This is a genomic window from Kitasatospora sp. NBC_01287 (assembly GCF_026340565.1).
Lineage (GTDB): Bacteria > Actinomycetota > Actinomycetes > Streptomycetales > Streptomycetaceae > Kitasatospora.
Genome location: NZ_JAPEPB010000001.1, coordinates 4,803,873 through 4,826,019, shown reverse-complemented (window position 1 = coordinate 4,826,019; position 22,147 = coordinate 4,803,873). Strand labels below are relative to the sequence as shown.

Sequence of the window (22,147 nt, the reverse complement as noted above, 5' to 3'; positions counted from 1 at the left end):
CGGGAGAGCCGCACCATGGCCAAGAAGGCCGCCAAGAAGTCGTCCCAGCCGAGCCGCGCCGCCGCGCCGGACGGCGCCGTCCCCGTCGTCGGCGCCCGCGAGGACTGCCCCTGCGGCTCGGGCCGCCGGTACAAGGCCTGCCACGGCCGGCAGGCCGCGCACGCGGTCCAGGAGCTGGTGCACCGCCCGTTCGAGGGACTGGCGGGTGAGGCCGACTGGGTGGCGCTGCGCGAGCTGGTGCCCGCCGCGACGGTGCCGCTGACGCTGGCCGCCGGCGTGGCCGACGGGGCGTCGGGCGAGGTGCCCTCGGTCACCCTGGCCACCGTGCTGCCGCTGGCCTGGCCGGCCCTGCGCCGCCCGGACGGCTCGATCCTGCTCGGCCTGCAGACCCAGTCCTCCTCCGGCGACCTGAGCCGCGACCTGGCGGACGCGCTGGCCGAGGCCCTGGTCACCGAGCCGGGCAACCCGGTGCCGACCCGCCGGGCCGCCGCCGACGGCCCCCGGCTGCAGGACCTGCTCGACCCGGCCGCGCCGTTCGTCCCCGCGGTGCACACCGGCTTCGAGTTCTGGCTGGAGGACGCCGAGGCCGCCTCCGGCGAGGTCGCGGCCTCGCTGGAGCGGGCCAACGCCTCGGCGATCCCGACCGAGAAGCTCTCCTCGGTGGACAGCGCCTACTGGTGCGGCACCCCGGACAAGAACCACCTGCGCTGGGTGATGACCGTGCCGGAGGAGCAGCTGCTGGACGCGCTGGCCCGGCTCGCCGCCCTCGGCGAGGCCTCGGTCGGCGAGGGCACCCGGCTGGTCGGCTCGTTCCGCGCGCACGGCCTGACCGTGCCGGTCTGGGACCTGCCGGTGGCGATGTCGGCGGCCGACTGCGAGAAGCCGGCCGCGGCCTTCGCCGAGCGGCTGACCGGCGCACTGGCCGCCGCCGCGCCCCTGACGGGCGAGGAGCGCCGGGCCCGGGCCAACCTGGTGAGCCGTCAGGTCACCCTGAACTGACCGAACATGGCGCACTGTGATCAAATCTGATCATGTGAGCGTGAGTCCGGTCACATCCGACCCCGGAAACCCGGAAAACCCGGGGCCGAGCCGCGCAGGGAAATTGGCGACGGCGCGAATCCTTGTTACTGTTCAAAACAGTCCGGCCGCTGGTGCATCCCCCGTCGCCAGCGGCCGGATCTTCCATGTGGGCTGCCGAGAAGGCGTCGTGACAATCCCGACGGCCTTTCAGCACATCACGGCAGCCCTTCCGGAAGTCGTCAGCCGACCCTCGGCAAGCCCCCTGAGGACCATCGGCGCGGGACCATCAGCGTCGGCCCTCAGTGGGCCAGCCGGCTGCCGTCCGGCGCCGCCGAACCCGCCGCCACCAGCGCCTCCAGCAGACTCGCCACCGGCGGCAGCCACACCCCGCCGGCCGGCCCCGGCACCGGCCGGCGCACCCAGCGAACCCCCGCGCCCTCCCCCGGCCTGCGGCCGGGGGCGCCCCCGTCGCCGACCCGCGAGGGCGGCAGCACCAGGAAGCCGCCGGGCCCGTGGTAGCGCACCGAACTGGGCACCACTCCCGGCCCGCCGCCGGGGCCGAGGGTCCGCTCCTGATCCACCAGCGACTCGGCCAACTCCTGGTAGGAGTAGGGCGCGACGAGCAGCGCCCAGCGGGTCGGGCCGGCCAGCACCGGGCCCGGGGTCAGCCGCAGCGCGTCCAGGTAGCCCAGCAGCGCCCCGCCCACCGCGGCCGGCACGCTGACCGCCGCCACCGCCCGTCCGGTCGCCACGATCACCGGCGCCTGCGGGCTGTGCCGCTCCCACCACCAGCGCACCATCCGGGGATCGGTGGTGGCCGCCAGCAGCGACTGGTCGTGCGGGTGCGCGGCGGGCACCGGGCAGCGCGGGTCGTCGCAGGAGCAGACCACCTGCGGGCCGGCGGCCGACTCGCCCGGACCACCGACCCGCTCGACCAGCACCGCGCCGGGCACCACCGGCCAGTTCCAGTGCTGCGCACAGGTCAGCGCCGCCTGGAGCAGCGCTTGCCGGGCCTTGCGGTGCCTGCTGGACTCCCGCGATTCACGCATGGGCACTCGCTTCCTCTCCGCGACCGGATGGATCAAGACCGAATGGATCAAGACCGAAGGGGCGGCCGGCGGACCGGCTCACAACCGACTGGCTGGGCAGTTACCGACTGGTTCAACTGCTGGTGCGGCCGGGGAGCCGCGGGATGTGCTCGGCGTCATGCGCGACGGGACGCCGACCCGGGCAGGCCTCGGGCGCGTCCCTGGAACGAGAATCCCTCATGCGACCAGATGGACGCCCTTCTGCGGCCTCTGGTTCCACCGTACGAGTGAGTGACGTCTGGTCAGCACGGTTGCCGGGCGGGGGGATCCCTACGCTCCGGGCAGGGTCCGGCAACCTCTGGACAGCTTCTGCCCGCTCCCGGCGCCCTCCACGCACGACGCAGAACCAGCCATCCGGCGGGGTCCCGATCCTGGACACGCGCCGACCGTCCTGTGTAGAAGTGGGGCATTGGAGTGGTTTGGCAACCCTTTGTACGGTACGGCCACAGCGCTGGGAGTCGCGGCATGAGTGACAAGCGTCCGTCCGGCGCGGCCGGCACGAGCGGTGCTTCGCCCGAACCGGCCGAGAGCCCCGGCTGCGGGGAGGGTCCGCCCCCGGTGGCCGGACGCCTGGCCACCCTGCTGGACCTCCCACAGCCCACCGCCCCACCCGCGGTGCCACCGGGGCGGGGCGCCGAGCCGCCGGTCGAACCGGCCGAACCGGCCGAACCAGCCGAACCAGCCGGCGTGCTGGACCAGTTGCCCCCGCTGGAGCGCCTCGCGGCGCTGGACCGGCTGCACCGGCACACCGAGCGGCTGGCCCGGGCCCGCGGCCTGGCCGCCACGCTGACCACCCTGCTCAGCTCCGGCGGCGAACTGCTCGGCGCCGGACGCGCGTTGCTCGTCCCCATCGCCCGGGAGAGCGGCGAGGGCCGCGCGGCCACCACCGGGGCCGGCGAGCCGGCGACCGCCGCCCTGCGGGGTCCGGCCGGGGGCTGCTGGCAGGACCACACGGGTCACGGCCCGATGGTGGGCCTGGCCCTGGACCACGCCGCGATCGGCGCCTTGGAGACGGTGCCGGTCGACCACGGACCGTTCGCCGGGCTGCTGCGCGGCACCGGGCGCCCGCGCCAGCTGCTCCACCGCGATCTGGCCGCCGTCGCCGAGGTGGCCCCGCGGTTCCGCGAGGTGGCCGCCGGCCTCGGCCTGGGCGCCTGCTTCGCGCTGCCGCTGGCCACCAAGGAGGACGGCCCGCTGGCCGCCGCCGTCTGGTTCTACCCGAACCCCGGTCAACCCACCGAGCTGCAGCAGGAGTTGGCGCGCGACTACCTGGCCTTCGCGGCTCCCCTGCTGGCCGGCCGGCTGGCCGCCGAGCGGGGTCTGCGGGCCACCGAGGCGCTGCGCCGCGGCCTGCTGCCCGACCACCTGCCCTACCTGCCCGGGCTGCGGCTGGCGGCCCGCTGGGTGCCGGCCGGCCTGGACAACTCGGCGGGCAGCGACTGGTACGACGCGATCGCGCTGCCGGACGGCTCGATCGGGCTGACCGTCGGCTCGGTCTCCGGCGACGGCCCGGGCGCCGGGCCCGCCTCCGCCACCGCCGCGGCCAGCGCGATGGGCCGGTTGCGGGCCGCGCTGCGCGCCTACGCGGTGCTGGAGGGCGAAGACCCGGTGGCCGTGCTCGGCGACCTGGAGCTGCTGCTCAAGTCCTGCGAGCCGGCCCGCACCGCCACCGCCGTCTACGCCTGCCTGGACCCCGAGGAGCGCCGGATCACCCTGGCCGGCGCGGGCCACTGCCCCCCGCTGCTGGTCACCCGGTACGGCGCCAACTTCGTCGAGACCTCGCTCTCCGCCCCGCTGGGCATGCTCAGCTGCTGGGAGGCTCCGGGCGTGGAGCTGGGTGTCGAGCGCGGCGACCTGCTGGTGCTCTACACCGAGGGCCTGGCCCGCCACTGCGGCCCCACCCTGCACGCCGGCCAGGCCCGGCTGCGCAAGGCCGCCGCCGATGCCCCGCGCGAGGTGCGCCACGACCCGGACCGGCTCTGCGCGCACCTGCTGGAGGTCTGCGTGCCCGACGTCACCGGGCTGACCGACGATCTGGTGCTGCTCGCGGCGCGCTTCGAGTAGCCCCACCGGCGCCGGGACGGGCCCCGCCCCTCCCGAACGGTTGATCGGCAGGTCATCCGTACCATGGGAGCCGAAGCCGCCCGTCACGTGTCGCGACCCGACGCGCCCGGGGCGGCGTGACTCGCAAGGAGGCGACGAACGTGACCGAGGACCGCACCCCGGCAACGGCGGAGAACCCCGAGGGGGCCGGCACCGACGAGGAGTCGGCCGAGCAGCCGATCAAGAGCCGCAAGAACGGCCTGTACGGCGAGGTCTCCGACGAGCTGGCCGCGTCCATGAAGTCCGGCTGGGCCGACACCGAGCTGCGCGGGCTGGCCCCGATCGAGCAGGCCACGCACACCGCCGCCCGGCGGGCCGCGCTCTCGGCCGCCTTCCCCGGCGAGCGCCTGGTGGTCCCGGCCGGCAACCTGCGCACCCGGGCCAACGACACCGAGTACGCCTTCCGCACCGCCAGCGAGTACGCGCACCTGACCGGCGACCAGACCCAGGACGCCGTGCTGGTGCTCGAACCGCGCGCCGAGGGCGGCCACGAGCAGGCGGTCTACCTGCTGCCGCGCTCCGACCGGGAGAACGGCGAGTTCTGGCTGGACGGCCAGGGCGAGCTCTGGGTCGGCCGCCGCAACAGCCTGGCCGAGGCCGAGCAGTTGCTCGGCCTGCCCACCCGGGACGTGCGCAAGGCCGCCGAGGAGCTGGCCGCCGCCGACACCGCGGTGCCCACCCGGATCGTGCGCGGCTACGACGCCGCCCTGGAGGCCGCGGTCACCAGCACCGAGGAGGGCGACGACGAGCTGAAGGTCTTCCTCAGCGGCCTGCGCCTGGTCAAGGACGAGTGGGAGGTCGGGCAGCTGCGCGCCGCCTGCGCGGCCACCGCCAACGGCTTCACCGATGTGGTGCGGGAGCTGGCGCAGGCCCGGGCCACCTCCGAGCGCTGGATCGAGGGCACCTTCTGGCGCCGCGCCCGGGTCGAGGGCAACGACGTCGGCTACGGCTCGATCGCCGCCGCCGGCCCGCACGCCACCACCCTGCACTGGGTCCGCAACGACGGCGAGGTCCGCCCCGGCGAGCTGCTGCTGCTGGACGCCGGAGTGGAGACCGCCAGCCTCTACACCGCCGACATCACCCGGACGCTGCCGATCAGCGGCACCTTCTCCCCGCTGCAGCGCAAGATCTACGACGCCGTGTACGAGGCCCAGGAGGCCGGCATCGCGGCCGTCGAGCCCGGCGGCCGGTTCCGCGACTTCCACGACGCCGCCCAGCGCGTGCTGGCCGGGCACCTGCTCGCCTGGGGCCTGCTGGACGCCTCGGTCTACGACGTGGAGAAGGTGCTGGAGCTGGGCCTGCAGCGCCGCTGGACCCTGCACGGCACCGGCCACATGCTCGGCCTGGACGTGCACGACTGCGCCCACGCCCGCCGCGAGCAGTACGTGGACGCCGTGCTGGAGCCGGGCATGTGCCTGACCGTGGAGCCCGGTCTCTACTTCCAGCAGGACGACCTGACGGTCCCCGAGGAGTACCGCGGCATCGGGGTGCGGATCGAGGACGACATCCTGGTGACCGCCGAGGGCAACGAGAACCTCTCCGCCGCGCTGCCGCGCACGGCGGACGCGGTCGAGGCGTGGATGGCGGAGCTGACCGGCTGAGGCCCGGCCGCAGCCACCGCCGGTGCCCGGCCCCGCTCGTGCGGGGCCGGGCACCGGTCTTCGGGGCGGGACGTCCATCCTCTCGGGGCGTCCATCCCCTCGGGGTGTCGCACTCGGGGGCGTCGCAGGGTGACTTCGGAACGGTTCCCGGCAGCTTCGATCACCATCGGTCCGTGCCGCTCCCGGACCGGTTGACGGACCGCCGGCAGGGCACCGCGCACTACACTCGCCAGCAGTTCCGCCACGGTGAACAGGGGGATCGATGACCGAGCGGAGTGCGTCGCGAGCGGTGGACGTGGTGATCGGGCGGCGGCCCGAGCCGGTGCACACGGTGGGGGTGTACGCCTACGAGGGCATGGCACCGTTCGAACTCGGCGTGGTGGTGGAGGTCTTCGGGCTGGCCCGGCCGGAGCTGGCGGGGCTGCTGGCGTCCCCCTGGTACGGGCTGAAGGTCTGCGCGGACGAGCCGGGCCGGCCACTGAACGCGCTCGGCGGTTTCGCCCTGACGGCGCGCCACGGGCTGGACGAACTGGCGGCCGCCGACACCGTGATCGTGGTCGGGGTGGCCAACACCTTCAGCGGGGAGGTGCCGGCCGGGCTGGTCGCCGCGCTGCGCACGGCCCACGAGCGCGGGGCCCGGATCGTGTCGATCTGCTCGGGCGCCTTCGCCCTGGCCGCCACCGGACTGCTGGACGGCCGGGAGGCCACCACGCACTGGCGGTACGCCGAGCTGCTGCGGCAGCGCTACCCGGCGGTCCGGGTCAACCCGGACGTGCTCTACGTGGACCACGGCGACCTGCTGACCAGCGCCGGCAGCGCGGCCGGCATCGACCTCTGCCTGCACCTGGTGCGCCGTGACCACGGCGCCAAGGTGGCCAACACGGTGGCCCGCCGCTTCGTGGTGCCGCCGCACCGGGACGGCGGGCAGGCGCAGTTCATCGAGGCCGCGGTGGCACCGGTGGCCGAGGAGGAGGACGGGATCGCGGCCAGCATGCGGTGGGCACTGGAGCACCTCGGCTCACCGCTGACGCTCTCGCTGCTGGCCCGGGCGGCCCGGATGTCCGACCGTTCGTACCTGCGCCACTTCACCGCGCGCAACGGGACCAGCCCGATGCGCTGGGTGGTCACCCAGCGCATCGCGGCCAGCCTGCCGCTGCTGGAGTCGCTGGACGGGACGGTGGAGGAGATCGCCGCGGCGGTCGGCTTCGAGAGCGCGGCGACCTACCGGCACCACTTCGGCCGGACCATGCGCACCTCGCCGACCGCCTACCGGCGCTCCTTCGGCACCGGGGTGGCCCAGTAGCGCTCGGTCAGGTCCGTCCGGCCCCGCGACCTCGCCTCAGCAGACCAGGCCCAGGTCGGCCGGGGTGGCGGTGGCCGGGTCCACCGGGCGGCGGCCCTCGGTGGGCCAGCCCTCCCGGATCCAGTACTCCAGGCCGCCGATCATCTCCTTGACCTCGCGGCCGAGCGCGGCCAGCTTCATCGCCCCCTTGGTCGAGCCGTTGCAGGCCGGGCCCCAGCAGTGGACGAGCAGCAGGCCCGGCGGCAGGTCGGCGACCTTCTCCGGGGTGATCTCGGCCAGCGGCAGACTGATCGCACCGGGCAGGTGCGTCCTGCGGTGGGCGCCCTCGATCCGGACGTCGACGATGGTGAAGTCCTGCCGGCCGTCGCGCAGCGCGTACCAGACGTCGGCCGGGTCGGCCTGGCAGCCGAGGCGCTCGGCGAAGAAGGCGAAGGCCCGCTCGGGTGCGAGGGCCGGGATCGCGGTGACGGGCGAGGCGGTGGGCGCGGGGGCAGGGGCGGCGGGGGCGGTGGGGGCGGTGGGGGCGGCGGTCACGGTCGGCTCCTGGGCGGTCGGGGCTCGGGGCGGTGAGTCGATCCTCCGCCGCCGACCCCTACCGCCGACAGTGGCGGCAACGACTACGACCACCAAGATCCCGCCAACTGGTCTCCACCGTGGGGCCTGACGTTGCGTGAGGGTCAAACGCACGCCGTGTACGAGTCTCCGACCATGGCTCGGACGCGTGACCCGGGCCTTGGAGGTACCGCTATCCGGACGGGCATTGTGACCCCGCGTGCCCTGACTGGACGATGGTCCGATGATCCTCAGCACTCCCTCCCTCGGCCGCAGGGCAGCCGCCGAGGCCGTGGGTACCGGCATTCTCTCGCTCACCGTGATCGGGTCCGGCATCCAGTCCGTGGCGCTCAGCCAGGACGGCGGGGTCCAGCTGCTGACCAACACGCTCGCCTCGGTCTGCGCGCTCGGTGTGCTGATCGCGCTGCTCGGGCCGGTCTCCGGAGCCCACCTGAACCCGCTGGTCACGGCCGGCGTCTGGTGGACCAGCCGCGGCACGGCGCAGGCCCTGCGGGTGCGCGAGGTGGCCGGCTACGCGCTCGCCCAGCTCGCCGGGGCAAGCGGCGGGGCGCTGCTCGCCGGGCTGATGTTCGACCGGAGCACCATAGGGCTCGCGCACCAGGCGCGCAGCGGGCCCGCGCAGTGGACCGGTGAGGTGGTGGCGACGGCGGTGCTGCTGCTGGTGGCTTTCGGGTTGGCCAGGTCCGGCCGACAGCGCTACGCCCCGGCGGCGGTGGCCGGCTGGATCGCGGCCGGGATCTGGGCCACCGCCTCGGGCTGCTTCGCCAATCCGGCGCTGACCGTGGGGCGCTCGCTGAACGCGGGGTACACCGGCATCGCGCCTGGCTCGGTGCCCGGGTTCCTGCTGGCCCAGCTGCTCGGCTCGGTGATCGGGCTCGCGCTGGTGCGGCTGCTCTTCGGCCCGGACCGGCCGCACGGCGCCGGTCCGGACGGCGGGAGCGCGCCCGGCGCCGGCGCCCGTCCCGCGGGCGGGGCCGACGAGCCGGCGGCCCTGTTCAGCCACGCGTAGCCGGGTGCGGCGGGCACCGCCTCAGCCGGCCTCGGCCCCCATGGCGGCCGGGGTGCGCGCCTCGCCACTCGGGCGCGGGATCGTGCCCCGGCCCTTGCCCCGACGCCCGCCGGCCCCTCGGCCGCCCCCGCCCTCGGCGCTGCCGCGGCCGCGGCCGCGGCGCGGCTTCTTGGTGGGCCAGAGCAGCACGTAGGCCGTGGAGACCACCACGAAGGCCAGCCGGATCAGGCCGCGGGTCGAGTCGCTCGGGATCAGCAGCGTGCCGCCGTAGAGCGAGGCCAGCGCGATCCAGCTCCACCAGGGCACCAGGCGGCGCTGGCCGACCGCGTCCCAGAGCAGCGTGCCGAGCAGGATGGACGCCGTGTAGTACGTGTAGACGCTCGGGTCCAGCAGGATCCGGGCGTTCGCGCCGACCAGCACCACCGCCGGCCAGCGCCCGCGCCGCACCGCCAGGGTGCCCAGGCCCATCCCGACCGCGAACTGCGCGGGCCGGTCCCACCAAGGGGTGGAGGGGTCGGAGACGCCCAGCCAGCGCAGCGAGGAGGCCGGCTGGTTGGGGATGGTGAACTTGGCGGCCGCCATCGATCCCAGGTTGCCCAGGTAGAACGGCAGCCAGGCGACGGCCACCAGCCCCGCGCACCACAGGAAGGAGCGCTTCCAACTCGACCGGGGCAGCGCCAGGATGAGCGGCAGGAAGGAGATCGCCCAGGGTTTGGAGTCCACCGCCAGGGCCAGGAAGATGCCCACCGCGGCCGGCTTGTTCCGCACCAGCGCGTGCACCGCGAGCATCGTGAAGAAGAGCGCCAGCACGTCGTCCAGGTGCGCGAAGCGCACCGAGACCTCGACCCACATCGGGATGAAGGCCAGCCCGGCGATCAGGATCCGCTGCTGCAGACGGCGGTGGTTGGTGCCGGTGCCGCGGTAGTACCAGGCGGCGGTGCGCCCGACCAGGACCAGCATCACCAGCCCGAGCGCCGACATCGTGCCCTCGGCCAGCACCTGCCCGACGGACTCGGGGAACGGGGCGAAGAGCCTGGCCGCGGCCAGGCTGACCGGCCCGATCTGCAACTCCGGGTGGTGCGCGTAGAGCGAGAGTCCGCCGCCCTGCTGGTTGGCGAAGAGCAGTTGCTCGCCCTCGCGCAGGTAGTGCCAGGAGACGCCGCCGCTGGGCAAGACGATCAGGAACCAGAGGATGGTCCAGGCGACCAGGAGGACGTGGTGTCTGCGGACAGGCAGGCTGGCGATCCGGCCGGTGTTCGACCCGTAATCGGTTGCACTGCTGTCCGCGCTGGCTCCGCGCACCTCTGTTCCTCTTCCCCGCACCGGCCCCCCCGGCCGGACATCCTATGCGATCAGTTGGAACAGCCCACCGGCTGTGGCGTGGCGCACATGTGCCCTGGGCCCGGCCGAGCAGTGCTCGCCCCGGACCCAGGACAGGTGGATCGCCGGTCCGCTCAACGGACGGCGCAGGTCAGGCGCGGGTCAGGCGTGCCGCGCGCCGCCCTTGCGACGACGGAGCAGGACCAGGGTGCCCACGCCGGCCGCGAGCACACCGGCGCCGGCGATCGCGATCGGCGTGGCATCGCTGCCACCGCCGGTGAAGGCCAGGCTCTTCTCGTCCGCGGCCTCGGAGGCCTGCGCCTGCTGCACGGCGGCGGCCGGGATCGGCACCACCACAGCCTTCGGCGGCTGCACCGGGAAGGGGGTGACCGTGATGTCGGTGGACGAGGCGGACGGGGTGGCGACCGCCGCCGGGGAAGAGCTGGACGGGCTCGTCGAGTGGCTCGGCGAGGCGCTCGCGGACTGGCTGGCCGAGGCGGAGGCCGACGGCGAGGACGACGGCGAGGACGACTCCGAGGCCGAGGCGCTCGGCGAGGACGACGGCGAAGAGGACGCCGAAGCGGAGGCGGACGGCGAGGAGGACGGCGAGCTGGACGCGCTGGCCGAGCTGGAGGGCGAGGAGGACGCCGAAGCGGAGGCGCTCGCCGAGGCCGAGGCCGAGGCGCTCGCCGAGGCCGAGGCGCTCGCCGACGGGCTGGACGACGGGCTCCCGGTCGGGTGCCCGCCGTGCGGCGGCAGCACGCAGAAGAAGGCGGGCTTGCTGGTGGACAGCTCGCCGGCCTGGGTGGGCACCTTGTCGGCGTCGACCGGCGCCCAGTAGGCGACGAACTGCGCGAAGGCGGGCCCGGTCGGGTTGTCGTCCGGCAGCCCGAGTCGCACCTTGATCGAGACCGACTTGCCCGCCTTGACGAAGATCAGCGCGTCCGGCGACGGCTCCCCGCTGTCGTCCAGCGGGCCGAGCAGCCGGACGGTGTCCAGGAAGGCCGGGATGGTGCTCTCCTGCCAGTCCTGGCGGGCCTTCTTGTAGTCCAGGAGGAGCTGGGTGTTGTCGAAGTCCAGCGCCTGGTCGTTCACCTGGACCGCCGGGTAGAAGACCAGGTCGCTGCCGGAGGTGTTGGTCAGCTGCACGGTGAACTCCGTGGGCTGGTCACCCGCCGTGACCGTGTGCTTCAGCCCCTCGACCTGCAGCTTCGGCTCGGCCGAGGCCGGCACCGCCGCGGGCGGCACCGAGGCCGCGGGGCTGGTCGTCACCGAAGCGGCGAGCGGTGCCGCGAAGGCCGCGGCGCCGCCGGTCAGCACCACCGAGCATGCCAGCGTGCCGGCCGCGGCCAGGGCGAGAGAACGACGCATGGGTGTGAGCACCTCATCATCAGGATCCGCGCCCATGGAGAGACGCCCCTGGGCCGACGGGAGAAGTTCGACGGAGAATATCGGACGAACTCATATCCGTAGGACCACGGTTCACGGCCCATCGCAAAATCTCCGCACCGCACGCAGATCCCACGCCTGCCGTTCGGCCTGCGGTCCTACGCCCCTCGCCCAGGTGTCCGCAGGTCAAGCACGGGGCATCCGGAGCGCCCAGCCCGGCACGGAATCTCCACATCCCCAGCATTCACCCAGCACATCCCCAGCAAACCGTCACCTGTGGCACCGTCAGGTCTGATCACCTGTCACCAGCGGTGTCCCGTCCCGCCAGGCCGGCTGCGGGCGGTCCGCGTAGAGGTGGAGCAGGTCGCGGTAGATCGGATCGAGCCGCAGTCCGTGGTCGATCAGCCCGAGCCGCTCGGCCACCGCGCGCGACCCGGCGTTGTGCGCGTAGATCCAGGCGAAGACCGGGAGCTCGGCGTTGTGCTCCCGGGCAGCGGCGAGCCCCGCCCGGCTCAGCTCGGTCGCGTAGCCACGGCCCCAGTGGGCGGTCGCCAGCCGGTAGAAGAGGTTCCAGTGGCCGCGCCCCTGCTGGGCCTGCACCCCGCCGATCCCGATCACCGGGCCGGCGCCACCGCCGTCACCGTCGCCGCGCAGCCGTACCGTCCAGTAGCTGAGACCGTCCGCCCAGCGCTCCGCCGCCCGCTCGATCCAGTCCCGGGTCTGCTCGATGTCGGTGTGCCGGCCCTGGGGCAGGTGCCGCCACGCCTCGGGGTCCGAGTTGATCGCGTAGAGCGGCTCCAGGTCGTCCAGGCTCACGGCGCGCAGTTCGAGGCGCTCGGTGGTGACGACGCGAAGGGCGCCGGTGGTCTCCGTCATGGTCGGAGCGTATGCGCGGCACCGGACCGACCAGGGCCCGGGCCAGCTCCCGCACCGGCAGCCGCGCGGCCGGCACCCCCGGCGCCCGCCGGTACGCCACACCCGCGAGCAGCTCCGGGGCGCCCCGAGCGCGGACCAGGCGTGCGCGGTGGGGCGTCGTACTCCGTCGCCGCCGCTCCGTTCGCGTCGGTCATCCCTGCCGCACCGGCATTTCGCCAGGTCGAGGTGCCAGGTCGAGGCGCCAGTCGTTGCAGCGCATGAGGTTGCCGGGCGGGTACTCGAAGTCGCAGGCCTCGACCAGGGTGAACCCGGCGCGGCGGCAGAGCGCGTTGGACGCGAGGTTGTCGACCGACGGGAAGGCGTGCAGCCAGCGGTGCCCGCGCTCCGCCCGCGCGGCGGCTGCCGCGGCGGCCACGGCGGCGGCGGCCACGGCGGCGGCGGCGATCCCCCGGCCCTGGAACGCGGGCAGCACGCCCCAGCCGGTCTCGTAGCCGGGCTCGCCCCGCCACTCGTGCTCCCAGTACCCGATGCTGCCGGCCACCTCCCCCGTCTCCGCCAGCACCACCCCGAACATCTGCGCGGTCTCCGAGCCGCTGAGCCGGACGTAGCGCTGGTGCCGCGCGAGCACCTGCTCCGCCGTCTCCGGGCCGCCGAGGTGCTCGGTCATCTCGGGGGCGTTGGTCCGGTGCAGCAGTTCGAGGAACTCGGGCGTGTCCGCCCAGGGTTCGAGCCGGATCTGCGGTGCGGGGGCGCGCTCCGCCATGGTCGGTCACCTCGGGTTTCGGATCGATCGTCAGGCACTGGTGCCACAGGTAGCGCCTTGGATTCGATCATGAAGGTCCGACAGCGTGATCCGCGGGGCTGGGCGGGGCGGGGCTGGACCGGACTGGGCTACCAGTGCGACGGGCGGGTGAGGCCGGCCGGGAGCTTGGTGGCCGCGTCGCCCTTGGCGGCGTTGAGCTGGGGCTGGGTGAGGAAGAAGGCGCCGGTGAGGTCGGCGCCGTGCAGCCTGGTGTCACGCAGGTCGGCGCCGATCAGGTCCGCGGTGCGCAGATCGGCCCGGGTCAGGTCGGCGGCGATCAGGTAGGCGCCGCGCAGGTCGGCGCCGCGCAGCGAGGCACCGGCGAGCTTGGCGCCGATCAGGTCGGCGCCGCGGCGGTCGCGCTTCTTGCCCGGCACGGTGGCCCGCACCAGCTCACCTGCCCGCAGCAGCAGCGTGTTGACCCGGCCGCGGTGGGCGGGCAGGTCCAGTGCGAGCAGGGCGGCGGCGTCGGTGCCGGCGGCCAGCGCCTCGGTGGCGGCCAGCAGCTCACGCAGCTCGGGGCGCAGCTCGGCCGCCGGGGCGAGGGTGAGCGCCTCGGCGAGGTACCAGAGCAACTCGTGCAGCTGGCGCACCACCGGGAAGACCGCGAACATCTGGCCCGCGGTCCCCGGTGCCTGGCGCCAGTCGGCGCCGCCGAAGGTGACCTGGGAGACCCGCTGCCCGGCGCCGAAGCAGTCGTAGACCGTGCAGCCGGCGAAGCCCTGCTGCCGCAGCCGGGTGTGGATCCCGCAGCGGAAGTCGGCCTGCAGGTTGCGGCAGGGCTTGCCCGCCTCCTTGGTGACCGCGAAGTCCGCGGAGGCCGTGAAGGGCAGCGCGACGCAGCACAGGCCGAAGCAGTTGGCGCAGTCGCCGGTCAGGGCGGTGGACTCGGGCACGTGGGTCCTCTCCGAGGGCGGGATCGCTGTCGAGTAGAGCCGAAGCGCAGGTCAGGCGTCCAGTCAGGCGTCCAGCCGGGCACCCGAGCGTCCGGCCGGGCGTCCGGTCATGCCGCCACGCCCGCCGCCGCCGCGCCGCGCAGCTCGCGGATCAGCGCCCGCACACCCAGCGTCCGTGCCAGCTCCGGGGTGGTCACGTAACCCACCGTCCGGGTGGGCCGCTCCGCGCCCAGGTCGGTCACCGCCACCGTGGCGGGCGCGTCCAGCAGCGCGAGCCGGGGCATCACCGCCATCCCCATCCCGCCCGCCACCATGGAGAGCACCACGCTGTCCTCGCCGGCGTCCAGCCGGGTGGCGGGCAGCCAGTCCTGGACCGCCCACCACTCCCGCGTGTAGGAGGAGCAGTTCTCGGTCCAGTCGATCAGCGGCAGGGTGCGCGGGTCGGTGTGCCCTGCGGGGTGGACCAGCGAGTAGGCCTCCTCGAAGAGCTCTCCGGCCACCAGGCCCTCCGGCAGCCGGTAACTGCCGCTCAGGGTGGCGATGCCGAGGTCGGCCCGGCCGTCCTGGACCTCGCCGGCGGTGCCGCGCCCGACCTCGGGGACGATCCGCACCTCGGGGGCCAGGCCCGGGTGGGCGGCCTTGATCCGGCTCAGCACGGTGGGCAGCAGGTGGACGGCGGCGGTGCGGAAGGCGGCGATCCGCAGCGGACCGCTGAGCACCTGGGTGCTCGCGCCGCGCGCCTCGTCGGGCAGCGCGTCCAGCAGCCGCAGGATCCGGCGGGCGTGGGCCGCCGCGCGCACCCCGGCCGCGGTGGGGCGGGCGCCGTGCCGGCCGCGGTCGAAGAGGACCGTGCCGATCTTGCGCTCGCAGGCGCTGACGGCGTGGGAGACGGCGGACTGGGTCAGCCCCAGCGCCTCGGCGGCGGCGGTGAAGCTGCCCGCGCGCTCGACGGCGACAAGGATCCGCAGCTCGCGGATGGCGAGGTCGTTCACACCGGTCACCGTACTCCGCCCGCCCCGGTGGACCGGAACGGGCGGAGTGGGCACAGCGGCGCGGTGGGCGATCGCGGGTGGTGACCGGCGGTCAGTGCTGGTCGGGGTGCGGCGCGTAGCTCGGGTGGCCCGGCTGGCCGCCGTACGGGTTCTGCCCGTCGTAGGGGTTCTGGGCCGGCTGCTGCTGCGGGAACGGCTGGGCCGGCGGGGCGGGCTGGGGAGCGGCCTGCTGCGGGAACGGCTGCGCGGGCGGTGCGGCCTGCGGCGGGAACGGCTGACCCGGCGCCGGCTGCGGGTAGGGCTGACCCTGCGGCAGGCCCTGCTGCGGGTAGGGCTGACCCTGGGGCAGGCCCTGCTGCGGGTAGGGCTGACCCTGCGGCAGGCCCTGCTGCGGGTAGGGCTGACCCTGCGGCGGCAGCATCTGCCCGGCCACGGCCGGCGGCAGCGAGCCGTCCGCCATCGCCCCGGGCGGGAAGGCGGCGGAGAGCTGGTCCATCTCGGCACGCCAGTAGCGGTGGATGTTCAGCCGGCGCGGCTTGCTGTCACCGGGGAGCTGCAGGTACATCGAGCTCCAGATGGTGGCCCGCTTGACCCGCTCGACCGGGAAGGCGTTGCGCGGGTAGACCCCGACCACCTCGCCGGGCCGGTTGGTCCAGCGGCTCGCGACGTTGACCACGACCGAGCTGTTGGTGAGGGTGAGGAAGTAGAACCGCCGGGTCAGCGCGACGATCAGACCGAGCAGCGGGACCTCGTCGAAGACCGCGTTGAGCCAGGGGCTCGGGCCGGTCTCCACGTGCACGCACGCGATGAACGTCTCCCCGGGCGGTGCCACCTGGGAGAGCTTCTCGATGACCTGAGCCTTCTGCTTGGCCCGGCGAATTGCCATGGTTTTTCCCTCTTGCCCCGTCTGGTCCGCGGCGGTGCGCCGCGGTGAAATCGGCTGAGATTAGCAGGTGGTAGTGACGGGCGGAACAGCCGCGGCCCCCGGCGCCGAGAGCTCGCGCCGGGGGCCGTACGGGCCGTTCCCGCCCGTGGTGCTGCTTGCTGCCCGCTGACTACTTCATGCTGCTGGTCATCGCGTTGACCAGGCTGCCCGACGGGTCGTCGGCCTCCAGCGAGTAGGCGAAGATGCCGCCCAGGCCCTTGCTGGTGGCGTACGCGCCGCGGGCGGTGATGGCCTGCGGGGTGTCACCGGTGAAGAGGTTGGTGCCGTCGTAGATCCACGAGCTCTGCGTGGTCGGGTCCCAGTGCACGTTGGCCGCACCGGTCTTGCCGGTGGCCACCAGCTCCTTCCAGAAGGCCACGCCGGCCGCCTGGCTGGTGCTCTGCGCGGCGGACGGGCCGGTCGCGCTCTGGTAGAGGCCGTTGGTGCTGCCGGCCGGGACGCCGGTCCAGCCGCGGAAGTAGAACGGCACGCCCAGCACCAGCTTGGAGGCCGGGAAGCCACCCTTGATCCCGTACGCCGGGTCGCCGTTGATGAAGGCGTTGACCGCGTTGTCCACGGTGTACTTCTCGGTGCCGGGGGCGATCGGGGTGCTCGGATCGCTCGGGCTGTTGTAGAGCGGGTCCTGCAGGTTGGTGGGGCCGGTCGCGTCCCAGGCACCGTGCATGTCGTAGCTCATGATGTTGCCGTAGTCCAGGTACTTGCCGATCTGGTCGGTCTGGACGTTGGTGATCTTGTCCTGGCCGCTCGGCAGCGCCGCGGTCAGCAGGAAGTGCTTGCCGATGCTGCTGCCGTAGGCGTCCAGCTCGTTGCGGAACTCGGCGAGCAGCGCGGTGTAGTTGGCGGTGTCGGCGGGCGAGGTGTGGTTGCCGGCGTGGCCGCCGGTGGAGGCCGGGTACTCCCAGTCGATGTCGATGCCGTCGAAGATGCCCGCGGCCGAACCGGTGCCGCCGGAGGCGTCACCCGAGACGGTGGGCAGGTTGCCCTTGATGAACATGTTGATGCAGGAGGAGACGAACTTCTTCCGCGAGGCGTCGGTGGCGGCCACGTCGGAGAAGAACTTCGAGTAGGTCCAGCCGCCGATCGACAGGGTGAAGCGCAGGTTCGGGTTCTTCGCCTTGAGCTCGCGCAGCTGGTTGAAGTTGCCCTTGATCGGCTGGCTCCAGGCGTCGTTGGTGCCGTCGACGCTGTTCGCCGAGGTGTACGACTTCTGGTAGTCCGCGAAGGCGTCGCCCGCGCCGTCACCCGCGTTCGGGTCGCTGTCGTTGGTGTCGGCGGCCTTGATGGTCTCGAAGCAGGTCTGGTTGGTCGGGTCGATGTTCTCGAACGCGTAGGTCATCACGTTCAGGCCGGAGGCCGCGCCGCTGGCCGCCACGCTGCTGGGGTAGTAGGCGTTGCCGTAGATGCCCCACTGCGAGAAGTACGCCGACTTCACCGCGCCGGTGGGCAGCGCGCCGGTGGTCGCGGCGACCGGGGCGGACTGGGCGCTGCTGTGCCCGGCCACGTCGTAGCCCTGCACGGTGAAGGTGTAGGCGGTGTTCGGCTGCAGCGAGCTGACGGTGACCGAGGTGCCCATCGAGGTGGCGACCAGGTTGCCGCCCGAGTAGACGTAGTACGCCGGCACGTTGCCGTTCTGGCCGCCGTCGGTGGAGGCGGTCCAGTTCAGCGTGACGGTGTTGTTGCTGACCTTCGCGCTGACCCCGGCCGGGGTGCTGACCAGGCCGTCGCCGCCGGGCGCGGGGCTGCCGCTGGGCGAGGCGGTGGGCGAGGCGCTCTGGCTCGGGGACGCGCTCCGGCTCGGCGAGGCCGACTGCGAGGGGGAGGCGCTCTGCGAGGGCGAGGCGGACTGGCTCGGCGAGGCGCTCTGCGACGGCGAGGCCGACTGCGAGGGGGAGGCGCTCTGCGAGGGGCTGCTGGAGGCGCTCTGGCTCGGGGACGCGCTCTGCGACGGCGAGGCGCTCTTCGAGGGCGAGGCGCTGCTGGTGCCGGTGCTCGGCCCGGTCAGCGCCAGGTCGTCCGCGTTGTAGGTGCCCTGGCCGTACCAGCCGTGCACCCAGACCGTCACCGAGGTGGTCGAGGCACCGGTGGTGAAGGTGGTGTTGAGGTTGCTCCAGCTGGTGTTGGAGGTCCAGGTGCTGGTGTCGGTGGTGCCGGTGCCGGTGACCCCGAGATAGGCGTAGTTGCCCTTGAGCCAGCCCGAGAAGCTGTAGGCGGTGCTCGGGGTGACCGCGACGGTCTGCGAGCACTGCGCGGTGTCGCCCGCGCTCGCGGCACCCGCCAGCGCGTAACTGCCGCCGTGCGGAGCGGTGCTGGTGATGCTGCCGAGGCCGCCGGAACAGGTCCAGCCGGCCGGCGTGCCGGTCTCGAAGTCGCCGTTGCTCAGCAGGTTGACGCTCGCGGCGGAGGCCGTGCCGCCGGCCAGCGTGGCGATGCCGGCGGCACCGGCGATCAGCGCGGTGGCGGTGGCCAGGACGGTCGCGTTGCGGAAGGGCCGTCGAGCGGCGTGGGGCCGCTCGACCTGCCGGGTGGCGGTAGCGCGTTCGGGCATGGTCGCTCCAGGAGTCACGCCCGGCGGTGGGGTTCCGGGCGCAGTGTGGGGGGAGGTGTACCTGGGTCGGGCAGGTGCGCACCCGGCCCGACCGCGCTTCCGCGGATTGGCGCAGAACGTATGTCCTGATGACCCTTCGGGTCAACAGGTCTGTACCAATCCGCAATCTGACGGAGTCTCCGACCGGCCCAAACGTCCGAATTCGTCCGCCAATGGCCGAGCGACGGTTGAACAGGTCTCTACCATTCGACCTTTCGTTCGAGTGCCGCGGCGCTCCTGGGCCGGCCCTGCGTGTTCCCGGCGCGCCCCGATGCGGTAGGACGTACGACGGGGGTGAGCGTGGATGAAGCGCTGGCAACGACTGTTCCTGCTCGGCGGCGAGTTTCCGCGGGTGACGGGCCTGCGGCACGGCTCTCCGTTGCGGCCCGGCCCGCTCGGCCGGGCGCTGGTGCGGGCCGGACGCCAGGACGTGCTGCGCAGCCGGACCGACGGCGCCCAGGACGCGCCGGCCACCACCGCGCTGCTCGACGCCCTCCCGGCCGCGACCCGCCGCGAGATCGCGCTGCGGCTGCAGCACGAGCGCACCGGCCTGGTGGCCGAGGACTACGAGTGGGCGGCCACCGTCGCGCTGCGCGAGGCACACTGCGGGTGGCGGCCCGAGGAGGTGCACGAGCTCTTCGCGCTGGCCCTCAAGGGCGTCGACCCGCTGCACCCGACCACCCGCTGGCTGACCACGGAGAGCTGCCTCGAACTGCCGCTGGCCGCGTACGAGGAGCTGGCGCCGGCCGAGCGCGAGGCGTTCCACCCCTACCTGCGCACGCTGCTCGCCGTGCGCTTCGGCTGCCACACCGACTTCCACGGCCCCGACCAGCGGCCCGACCCGGAGCAGCGCGCCTTCGCCGAGCGGCTGCGCGCGCTGCTGCCCACCGAGGTCGACACCGGGACGCTACTGCCCGCTGACGACCCGTTCGCGAGCGCGGCCCGCTGCGGGCTCGGTGCCACGCTCTACCAGGAGCCCGCGCTGCGGCTGCTGGGGCTGTGCGCGGACGCGACCGAGCTGCGGCCCGACTACCGCTGGCTCGGCCGGGTCAGGGAGGCGCTGCAGCTCGCTCCCGCGCTCAAGGAGCCCCTTCGGGTGCTGCTGGCCGCCGGGTACGGCGAGCCGACCGGCTGCCCGGCGAAGGCCTGGCACGCGGGCCCGCCGAGCGAGCGCGGCGGGCAGTTGCTGGGTGCGCTGGCCTGGGCGGCGGTGGTCGCCGAGGACCACCGGGCGATCCAGCACCTGGGCCTGGCCCTGCGCTGCCACGCAGGCCGCGCGATGGAGGAACTCCCGCCCGGCGCCGCCCACTTCATCCGTGCCGGGCTCGCCGCGCTGGCCGCCCTGGCCGGCGAGTCGGGTGCGGGCCGGCACCGCCGGCTGCTGACCGCGCAGTCGCCCGCCGCCGCCCGGCTGGCCCGCGAGGAGCTGGCCGCGGTCCGCGACCTGCCCGCCGGGGTCGATCTGACCGGACTCACCGTGCCGGTCGGCGCCTACACGGCGGTCTTCGTCTTCGACCCCGCCGGCTCGGTGGAGCTGCGCTTCCGCAACCAGGCCGGCAGCCTGCTGACCCGGGTCCCCTCCCAGGTCCGCGAGCGCCACCCGGCCCGGTACGCCGCGCTGCGCTCCCGGCTGGCCGAGCTGCGCGGGCAACTCCAGACCTACCGAGGCGCCTTGGCCGAGCGGCTGGTGAGCGACCCGGGGACCCCGGCGGCCCGCTGGCGCGCCGCCTTCCTGGACAGCCCCGGGCCGGCCGCGCTCACCCGGACCCTGGTCTGGGAGATCGACGGCCGGTCAGGCCCGGTGCGGGGCCTGCCGGTGCGCCGCGCCGGCTCCGAGCACTGGCTGCTGCGCGACCTGGCCGGCCAGGTGCACGAACTGGCCGACGACACCCTCGTGCGGCTCTGGCACCCGCACGCCGGCGAGCCCGCGCAGGCCGAGGCCTGGCGGGCGGCGCTGGCCGAACGCGGGCTGCGCCAACCGGTGGCCCAGCTCCAGGAGCCCGGCTGAGGACGCCCGCCGAGCGGCCGCGGGGGCGGGGGCGGGGGCGGGGGCGGCGCGACAGGACCTACGACCTGGCCGCCGCGACCGCGTCCGTCGGCGCCGCCTGGGCCGGGGCGGCGGCCCAGGCGGGCGGGGGCGTGCGGCGGACCAGGGCGAGCACCAGGACGCCCGCCACCAGTCCGGTGCAGCCCGCGATCAGGAAGACCCGGTCCAGGCCGGCCGCGAAGGCCGCGTGCAGGTCGGGGCGGCCCACCGCGTGGCCGGTGAACTCCCGCACCCGGTTCTGGAAGATGGTGCCGAGCAGCGCGATGCCCAGCGCGTAGCCCAGCTGGCGCGCGGTGTTGATCGCGCCGCTGGCCATCCCGGCCCGCTCGCGCGGCACCGCCGCCAGCGCGGTGGACATCAGCAGCGGGGTGGACATCCCGACGCCGACGCCGGTGACCAGCAGGCCGGGCAGCAGCGCGGCCCAGCCGGAGCCGGCCGACACCAGGCCGAGCAGCAGGGTGCCGCCGCCGATCAGCAGCAGGCCCACGCCGATCGGCAGCTGCGGCGCGAAGCGGTGCATCACCTTGCCGCTGACCAGTGCCACCACGAAGGCGGCCAGGGCCAGCGGGCAGACCGCGAGCCCGGCGTCGAGCGGGCTGAGGTCCAGCACCTGCTGCAGCCAGAGCGAGGTGTAGGTGAGCTGCGCGAAGGCGGCGGCGGTGAGCAGCAGGCCGGCCAGGGTCAGGCCGAGGAAGGTGCGGTTGCGCAGCAGGCCCAGGTCCAGCAGCGGCTGGCCCGAGCGGCCGGCGCGCAGTTCGGCCAGCACGAAGACGAGCAGCGCCAGCACGCCCACCGCGATCGGGCCGAGCACCATCGCGCTGCCCCAGCCCTTGTCGCCGCTCTCGATCAGCCCGTAGGTCAGCGCGCCGGCGAAGGCGGTGAAGCTGACCGCGCCGAGCAGGTCGAGCCGCCCGCGCGCCGCGCCCGCGCCGCCCTTGAGGTAGCCCAGGGTCATCGCCAGCGCGAGCACCGCCACCGGGACGTTGACCATGAAGATCGAGCGCCAGCCGAACTGGTCGGTGAGCAGCCCGCCGAGCACCGGCCCGACGGCCGCCGCCGCGCCGTTGACCGCGCCCCAGACGCCGAACGCGGTGCCCCGGTCGCGGCCCTGGTAGGCGCCGTTGAGCAGCGCGGTGGTCGAGGTCATCATCGCGGCGCCGCCCACCCCCTGGGCCGCCCGGGAGGCGATCAGGGTGGCCGCGTCGGGCGCCAGCGCGCAGGTCAGCGAGGCGGCGGCGAAGACGACCAGGCCGCCGAGGTAGAGCCGGCGGTGGCCGAGCCGGTCGCCCAGCGAGCCGAGCGCCATCAGCAGCGCGGCCAGCACCAGGGCGTAGATGTCCACCACCCACTGCAGGGAGGTGAAGGAGGAGTGCAGGTCGGTCGACATCTTGGGCAGCGCCACGTTCACGATGCTGACGTCGACCAGCAGCATGAACGCGCCCAGGCAGATCGCCGCCAGGGGTATCCACTTGCGCACAGGAACTCTCCGAATCACAGAACGAATCACAGAAGGGGGGAAGAGGGGGCGGGCGAGGAGGGAAGGGGTGACCGGCCCACGATCACCCGAAACCCCTTGAATTCTTCAACCATCTGCCTTG

17 protein-coding genes are annotated in these 22,147 nt (G+C 74.2%); 6 read left to right on the top strand and 11 right to left on the bottom strand.

All coding sequences use genetic code 11. From position 1 onward, the window contains the following. Nucleotides 1-15 precede the first annotated feature (15 nt). The gene (locus OG455_RS20715; RefSeq protein WP_266295883.1) at nucleotides 16-999 is read left to right on the top strand and encodes a DUF5926 family protein; all 984 of its coding nucleotides are present in this window, start codon (nucleotides 16-18) and stop codon (nucleotides 997-999) included. Between the two features lie 320 nt (nucleotides 1,000-1,319). Here the strand turns inward: OG455_RS20715 and OG455_RS20710 are convergent, their stop codons facing one another. Further along, on the bottom strand, nucleotides 1,320-2,069 hold the full coding sequence (locus OG455_RS20710; RefSeq protein ID WP_266295881.1) for a bifunctional DNA primase/polymerase: 750 nt from the start codon (nucleotides 2,067-2,069) through the stop codon (nucleotides 1,320-1,322). A 504-nt stretch (nucleotides 2,070-2,573) separates the two neighbouring features. Here OG455_RS20710 and OG455_RS20705 point away from each other — a divergent pair. The 3 genes from OG455_RS20705 to OG455_RS20695 all read left to right on the top strand — a co-directional run bounded on the left by OG455_RS20705 (nucleotide 2,574) and on the right by OG455_RS20695 (nucleotide 7,115). Further along, a complete protein-coding gene (locus OG455_RS20705) occupies nucleotides 2,574-4,172 on the top strand; it encodes a PP2C family protein-serine/threonine phosphatase (RefSeq protein WP_266295879.1) in 1,599 nt (532 codons plus the stop codon). Nucleotides 4,173-4,312: 140 nt separating this feature from the next. After that, on the top strand, nucleotides 4,313-5,812 hold the full coding sequence (locus OG455_RS20700) for an aminopeptidase P family protein (RefSeq protein WP_266295877.1): 1,500 nt from the start codon (nucleotides 4,313-4,315) through the stop codon (nucleotides 5,810-5,812). A gap of 262 nt (nucleotides 5,813-6,074) precedes the next feature. Further along, nucleotides 6,075-7,115 carry a helix-turn-helix domain-containing protein gene (locus OG455_RS20695; protein WP_266295875.1) on the top strand — a complete coding sequence of 347 codons (1,041 nt, stop codon included), beginning with the start codon at nucleotides 6,075-6,077 and terminating at the stop codon, nucleotides 7,113-7,115. 36 nt (nucleotides 7,116-7,151) lie between these two features. Here the strand turns inward: OG455_RS20695 and OG455_RS20690 are convergent, their stop codons facing one another. After that, nucleotides 7,152-7,649 carry a rhodanese-like domain-containing protein gene (locus OG455_RS20690; RefSeq protein ID WP_266295873.1) on the bottom strand — a complete coding sequence of 166 codons (498 nt, stop codon included), beginning with the start codon at nucleotides 7,647-7,649 and terminating at the stop codon, nucleotides 7,152-7,154. Nucleotides 7,650-7,911: 262 nt separating this feature from the next. On the opposite strand from OG455_RS20690, the gene OG455_RS20685 reads away from it, so the two are divergent. Further along, nucleotides 7,912-8,697 carry an aquaporin gene (locus OG455_RS20685; protein ID WP_266295871.1) on the top strand — a complete coding sequence of 262 codons (786 nt, stop codon included), beginning with the start codon at nucleotides 7,912-7,914 and terminating at the stop codon, nucleotides 8,695-8,697. A 21-nt stretch (nucleotides 8,698-8,718) separates the two neighbouring features. Here OG455_RS20685 and OG455_RS20680 read toward each other — a convergent pair whose 3' ends face one another. The 8 genes from OG455_RS20680 to OG455_RS20645 all read right to left on the bottom strand — a co-directional run bounded on the left by OG455_RS20680 (nucleotide 8,719) and on the right by OG455_RS20645 (nucleotide 18,463). Next, nucleotides 8,719-9,999: a hypothetical protein gene (locus OG455_RS20680; protein ID WP_323185543.1), complete on the bottom strand. Its 1,281-nt coding sequence runs from the start codon at nucleotides 9,997-9,999 to the stop codon at nucleotides 8,719-8,721. A 180-nt stretch (nucleotides 10,000-10,179) separates the two neighbouring features. After that, nucleotides 10,180-11,388: a hypothetical protein gene (locus tag OG455_RS20675; RefSeq protein WP_266295869.1), complete on the bottom strand. Its 1,209-nt coding sequence runs from the start codon at nucleotides 11,386-11,388 to the stop codon at nucleotides 10,180-10,182. 303 nt (nucleotides 11,389-11,691) lie between these two features. Beyond that, complete coding sequence (locus OG455_RS20670; protein WP_266295867.1) at nucleotides 11,692-12,282, bottom strand: GNAT family N-acetyltransferase; 591 nt, start codon at nucleotides 12,280-12,282, stop codon at nucleotides 11,692-11,694. A 190-nt stretch (nucleotides 12,283-12,472) separates the two neighbouring features. Then, nucleotides 12,473-13,045, bottom strand: coding sequence for a GNAT family N-acetyltransferase (locus OG455_RS20665; protein WP_266295865.1), 573 nt, complete (start codon nucleotides 13,043-13,045; stop codon nucleotides 12,473-12,475). Nucleotides 13,046-13,173: 128 nt separating this feature from the next. Further along, nucleotides 13,174-13,980: a pentapeptide repeat-containing protein gene (locus OG455_RS20660; protein WP_266295863.1), complete on the bottom strand. Its 807-nt coding sequence runs from the start codon at nucleotides 13,978-13,980 to the stop codon at nucleotides 13,174-13,176. Nucleotides 13,981-14,087: 107 nt separating this feature from the next. Next, on the bottom strand, nucleotides 14,088-14,972 hold the full coding sequence (locus OG455_RS20655; RefSeq protein ID WP_266295861.1) for a LysR family transcriptional regulator: 885 nt from the start codon (nucleotides 14,970-14,972) through the stop codon (nucleotides 14,088-14,090). Nucleotides 14,973-15,063: 91 nt separating this feature from the next. Continuing rightward, nucleotides 15,064-15,858 carry a hypothetical protein gene (locus OG455_RS20650; protein WP_266295859.1) on the bottom strand — a complete coding sequence of 265 codons (795 nt, stop codon included), beginning with the start codon at nucleotides 15,856-15,858 and terminating at the stop codon, nucleotides 15,064-15,066. 169 nt (nucleotides 15,859-16,027) lie between these two features. After that, the gene (locus OG455_RS20645; protein ID WP_266295857.1) at nucleotides 16,028-18,463 is read right to left on the bottom strand and encodes a glycosyl hydrolase family 18 protein; all 2,436 of its coding nucleotides are present in this window, start codon (nucleotides 18,461-18,463) and stop codon (nucleotides 16,028-16,030) included. Between the two features lie 343 nt (nucleotides 18,464-18,806). Here OG455_RS20645 and OG455_RS20640 point away from each other — a divergent pair, with 343 nt between their 5' ends. Continuing rightward, nucleotides 18,807-20,510: a DUF4132 domain-containing protein gene (locus OG455_RS20640; protein WP_266295855.1), complete on the top strand. Its 1,704-nt coding sequence runs from the start codon at nucleotides 18,807-18,809 to the stop codon at nucleotides 20,508-20,510. A 58-nt stretch (nucleotides 20,511-20,568) separates the two neighbouring features. Here OG455_RS20640 and OG455_RS20635 read toward each other — a convergent pair whose 3' ends face one another. Next, nucleotides 20,569-22,026 (bottom strand): MFS transporter, encoded by a 1,458-nt coding sequence (locus tag OG455_RS20635; RefSeq protein ID WP_266295853.1) that lies wholly within the window; start codon nucleotides 22,024-22,026, stop codon nucleotides 20,569-20,571. Nucleotides 22,027-22,147 lie beyond the last annotated feature (121 nt).

What these genes read in the sequence shown, in the direction of transcription:
- OG455_RS20705 (WP_266295879.1), top strand. Translation starts at nt 2,574, where the DNA reads ATGAGTGACAAGCGTCCGTCCGGCGCGGCCGGCACGAGCGGTGCTTCG.
- OG455_RS20675 (WP_266295869.1), bottom strand. Translation starts at nt 11,388, where the DNA reads ATGCGTCGTTCTCTCGCCCTGGCCGCGGCCGGCACGCTGGCATGCTCG.
- OG455_RS20665 (WP_266295865.1), bottom strand. Translation starts at nt 13,045, where the DNA reads ATGGCGGAGCGCGCCCCCGCACCGCAGATCCGGCTCGAACCCTGGGCG.
- OG455_RS20695 (WP_266295875.1), top strand. Translation starts at nt 6,075, where the DNA reads ATGACCGAGCGGAGTGCGTCGCGAGCGGTGGACGTGGTGATCGGGCGG.
- OG455_RS20715 (WP_266295883.1), top strand. Translation starts at nt 16, where the DNA reads ATGGCCAAGAAGGCCGCCAAGAAGTCGTCCCAGCCGAGCCGCGCCGCC.
- OG455_RS20670 (WP_266295867.1), bottom strand. Translation starts at nt 12,282, where the DNA reads ATGACGGAGACCACCGGCGCCCTTCGCGTCGTCACCACCGAGCGCCTC.
- OG455_RS20710 (WP_266295881.1), bottom strand. Translation starts at nt 2,069, where the DNA reads ATGCGTGAATCGCGGGAGTCCAGCAGGCACCGCAAGGCCCGGCAAGCG.
- OG455_RS20645 (WP_266295857.1), bottom strand. Translation starts at nt 18,463, where the DNA reads ATGCCCGAACGCGCTACCGCCACCCGGCAGGTCGAGCGGCCCCACGCC.
- OG455_RS20650 (WP_266295859.1), bottom strand. Translation starts at nt 15,858, where the DNA reads ATGGCAATTCGCCGGGCCAAGCAGAAGGCTCAGGTCATCGAGAAGCTC.
- OG455_RS20685 (WP_266295871.1), top strand. Translation starts at nt 7,912, where the DNA reads ATGATCCTCAGCACTCCCTCCCTCGGCCGCAGGGCAGCCGCCGAGGCC.
- OG455_RS20640 (WP_266295855.1), top strand. Translation starts at nt 18,807, where the DNA reads ATGAAGCGCTGGCAACGACTGTTCCTGCTCGGCGGCGAGTTTCCGCGG.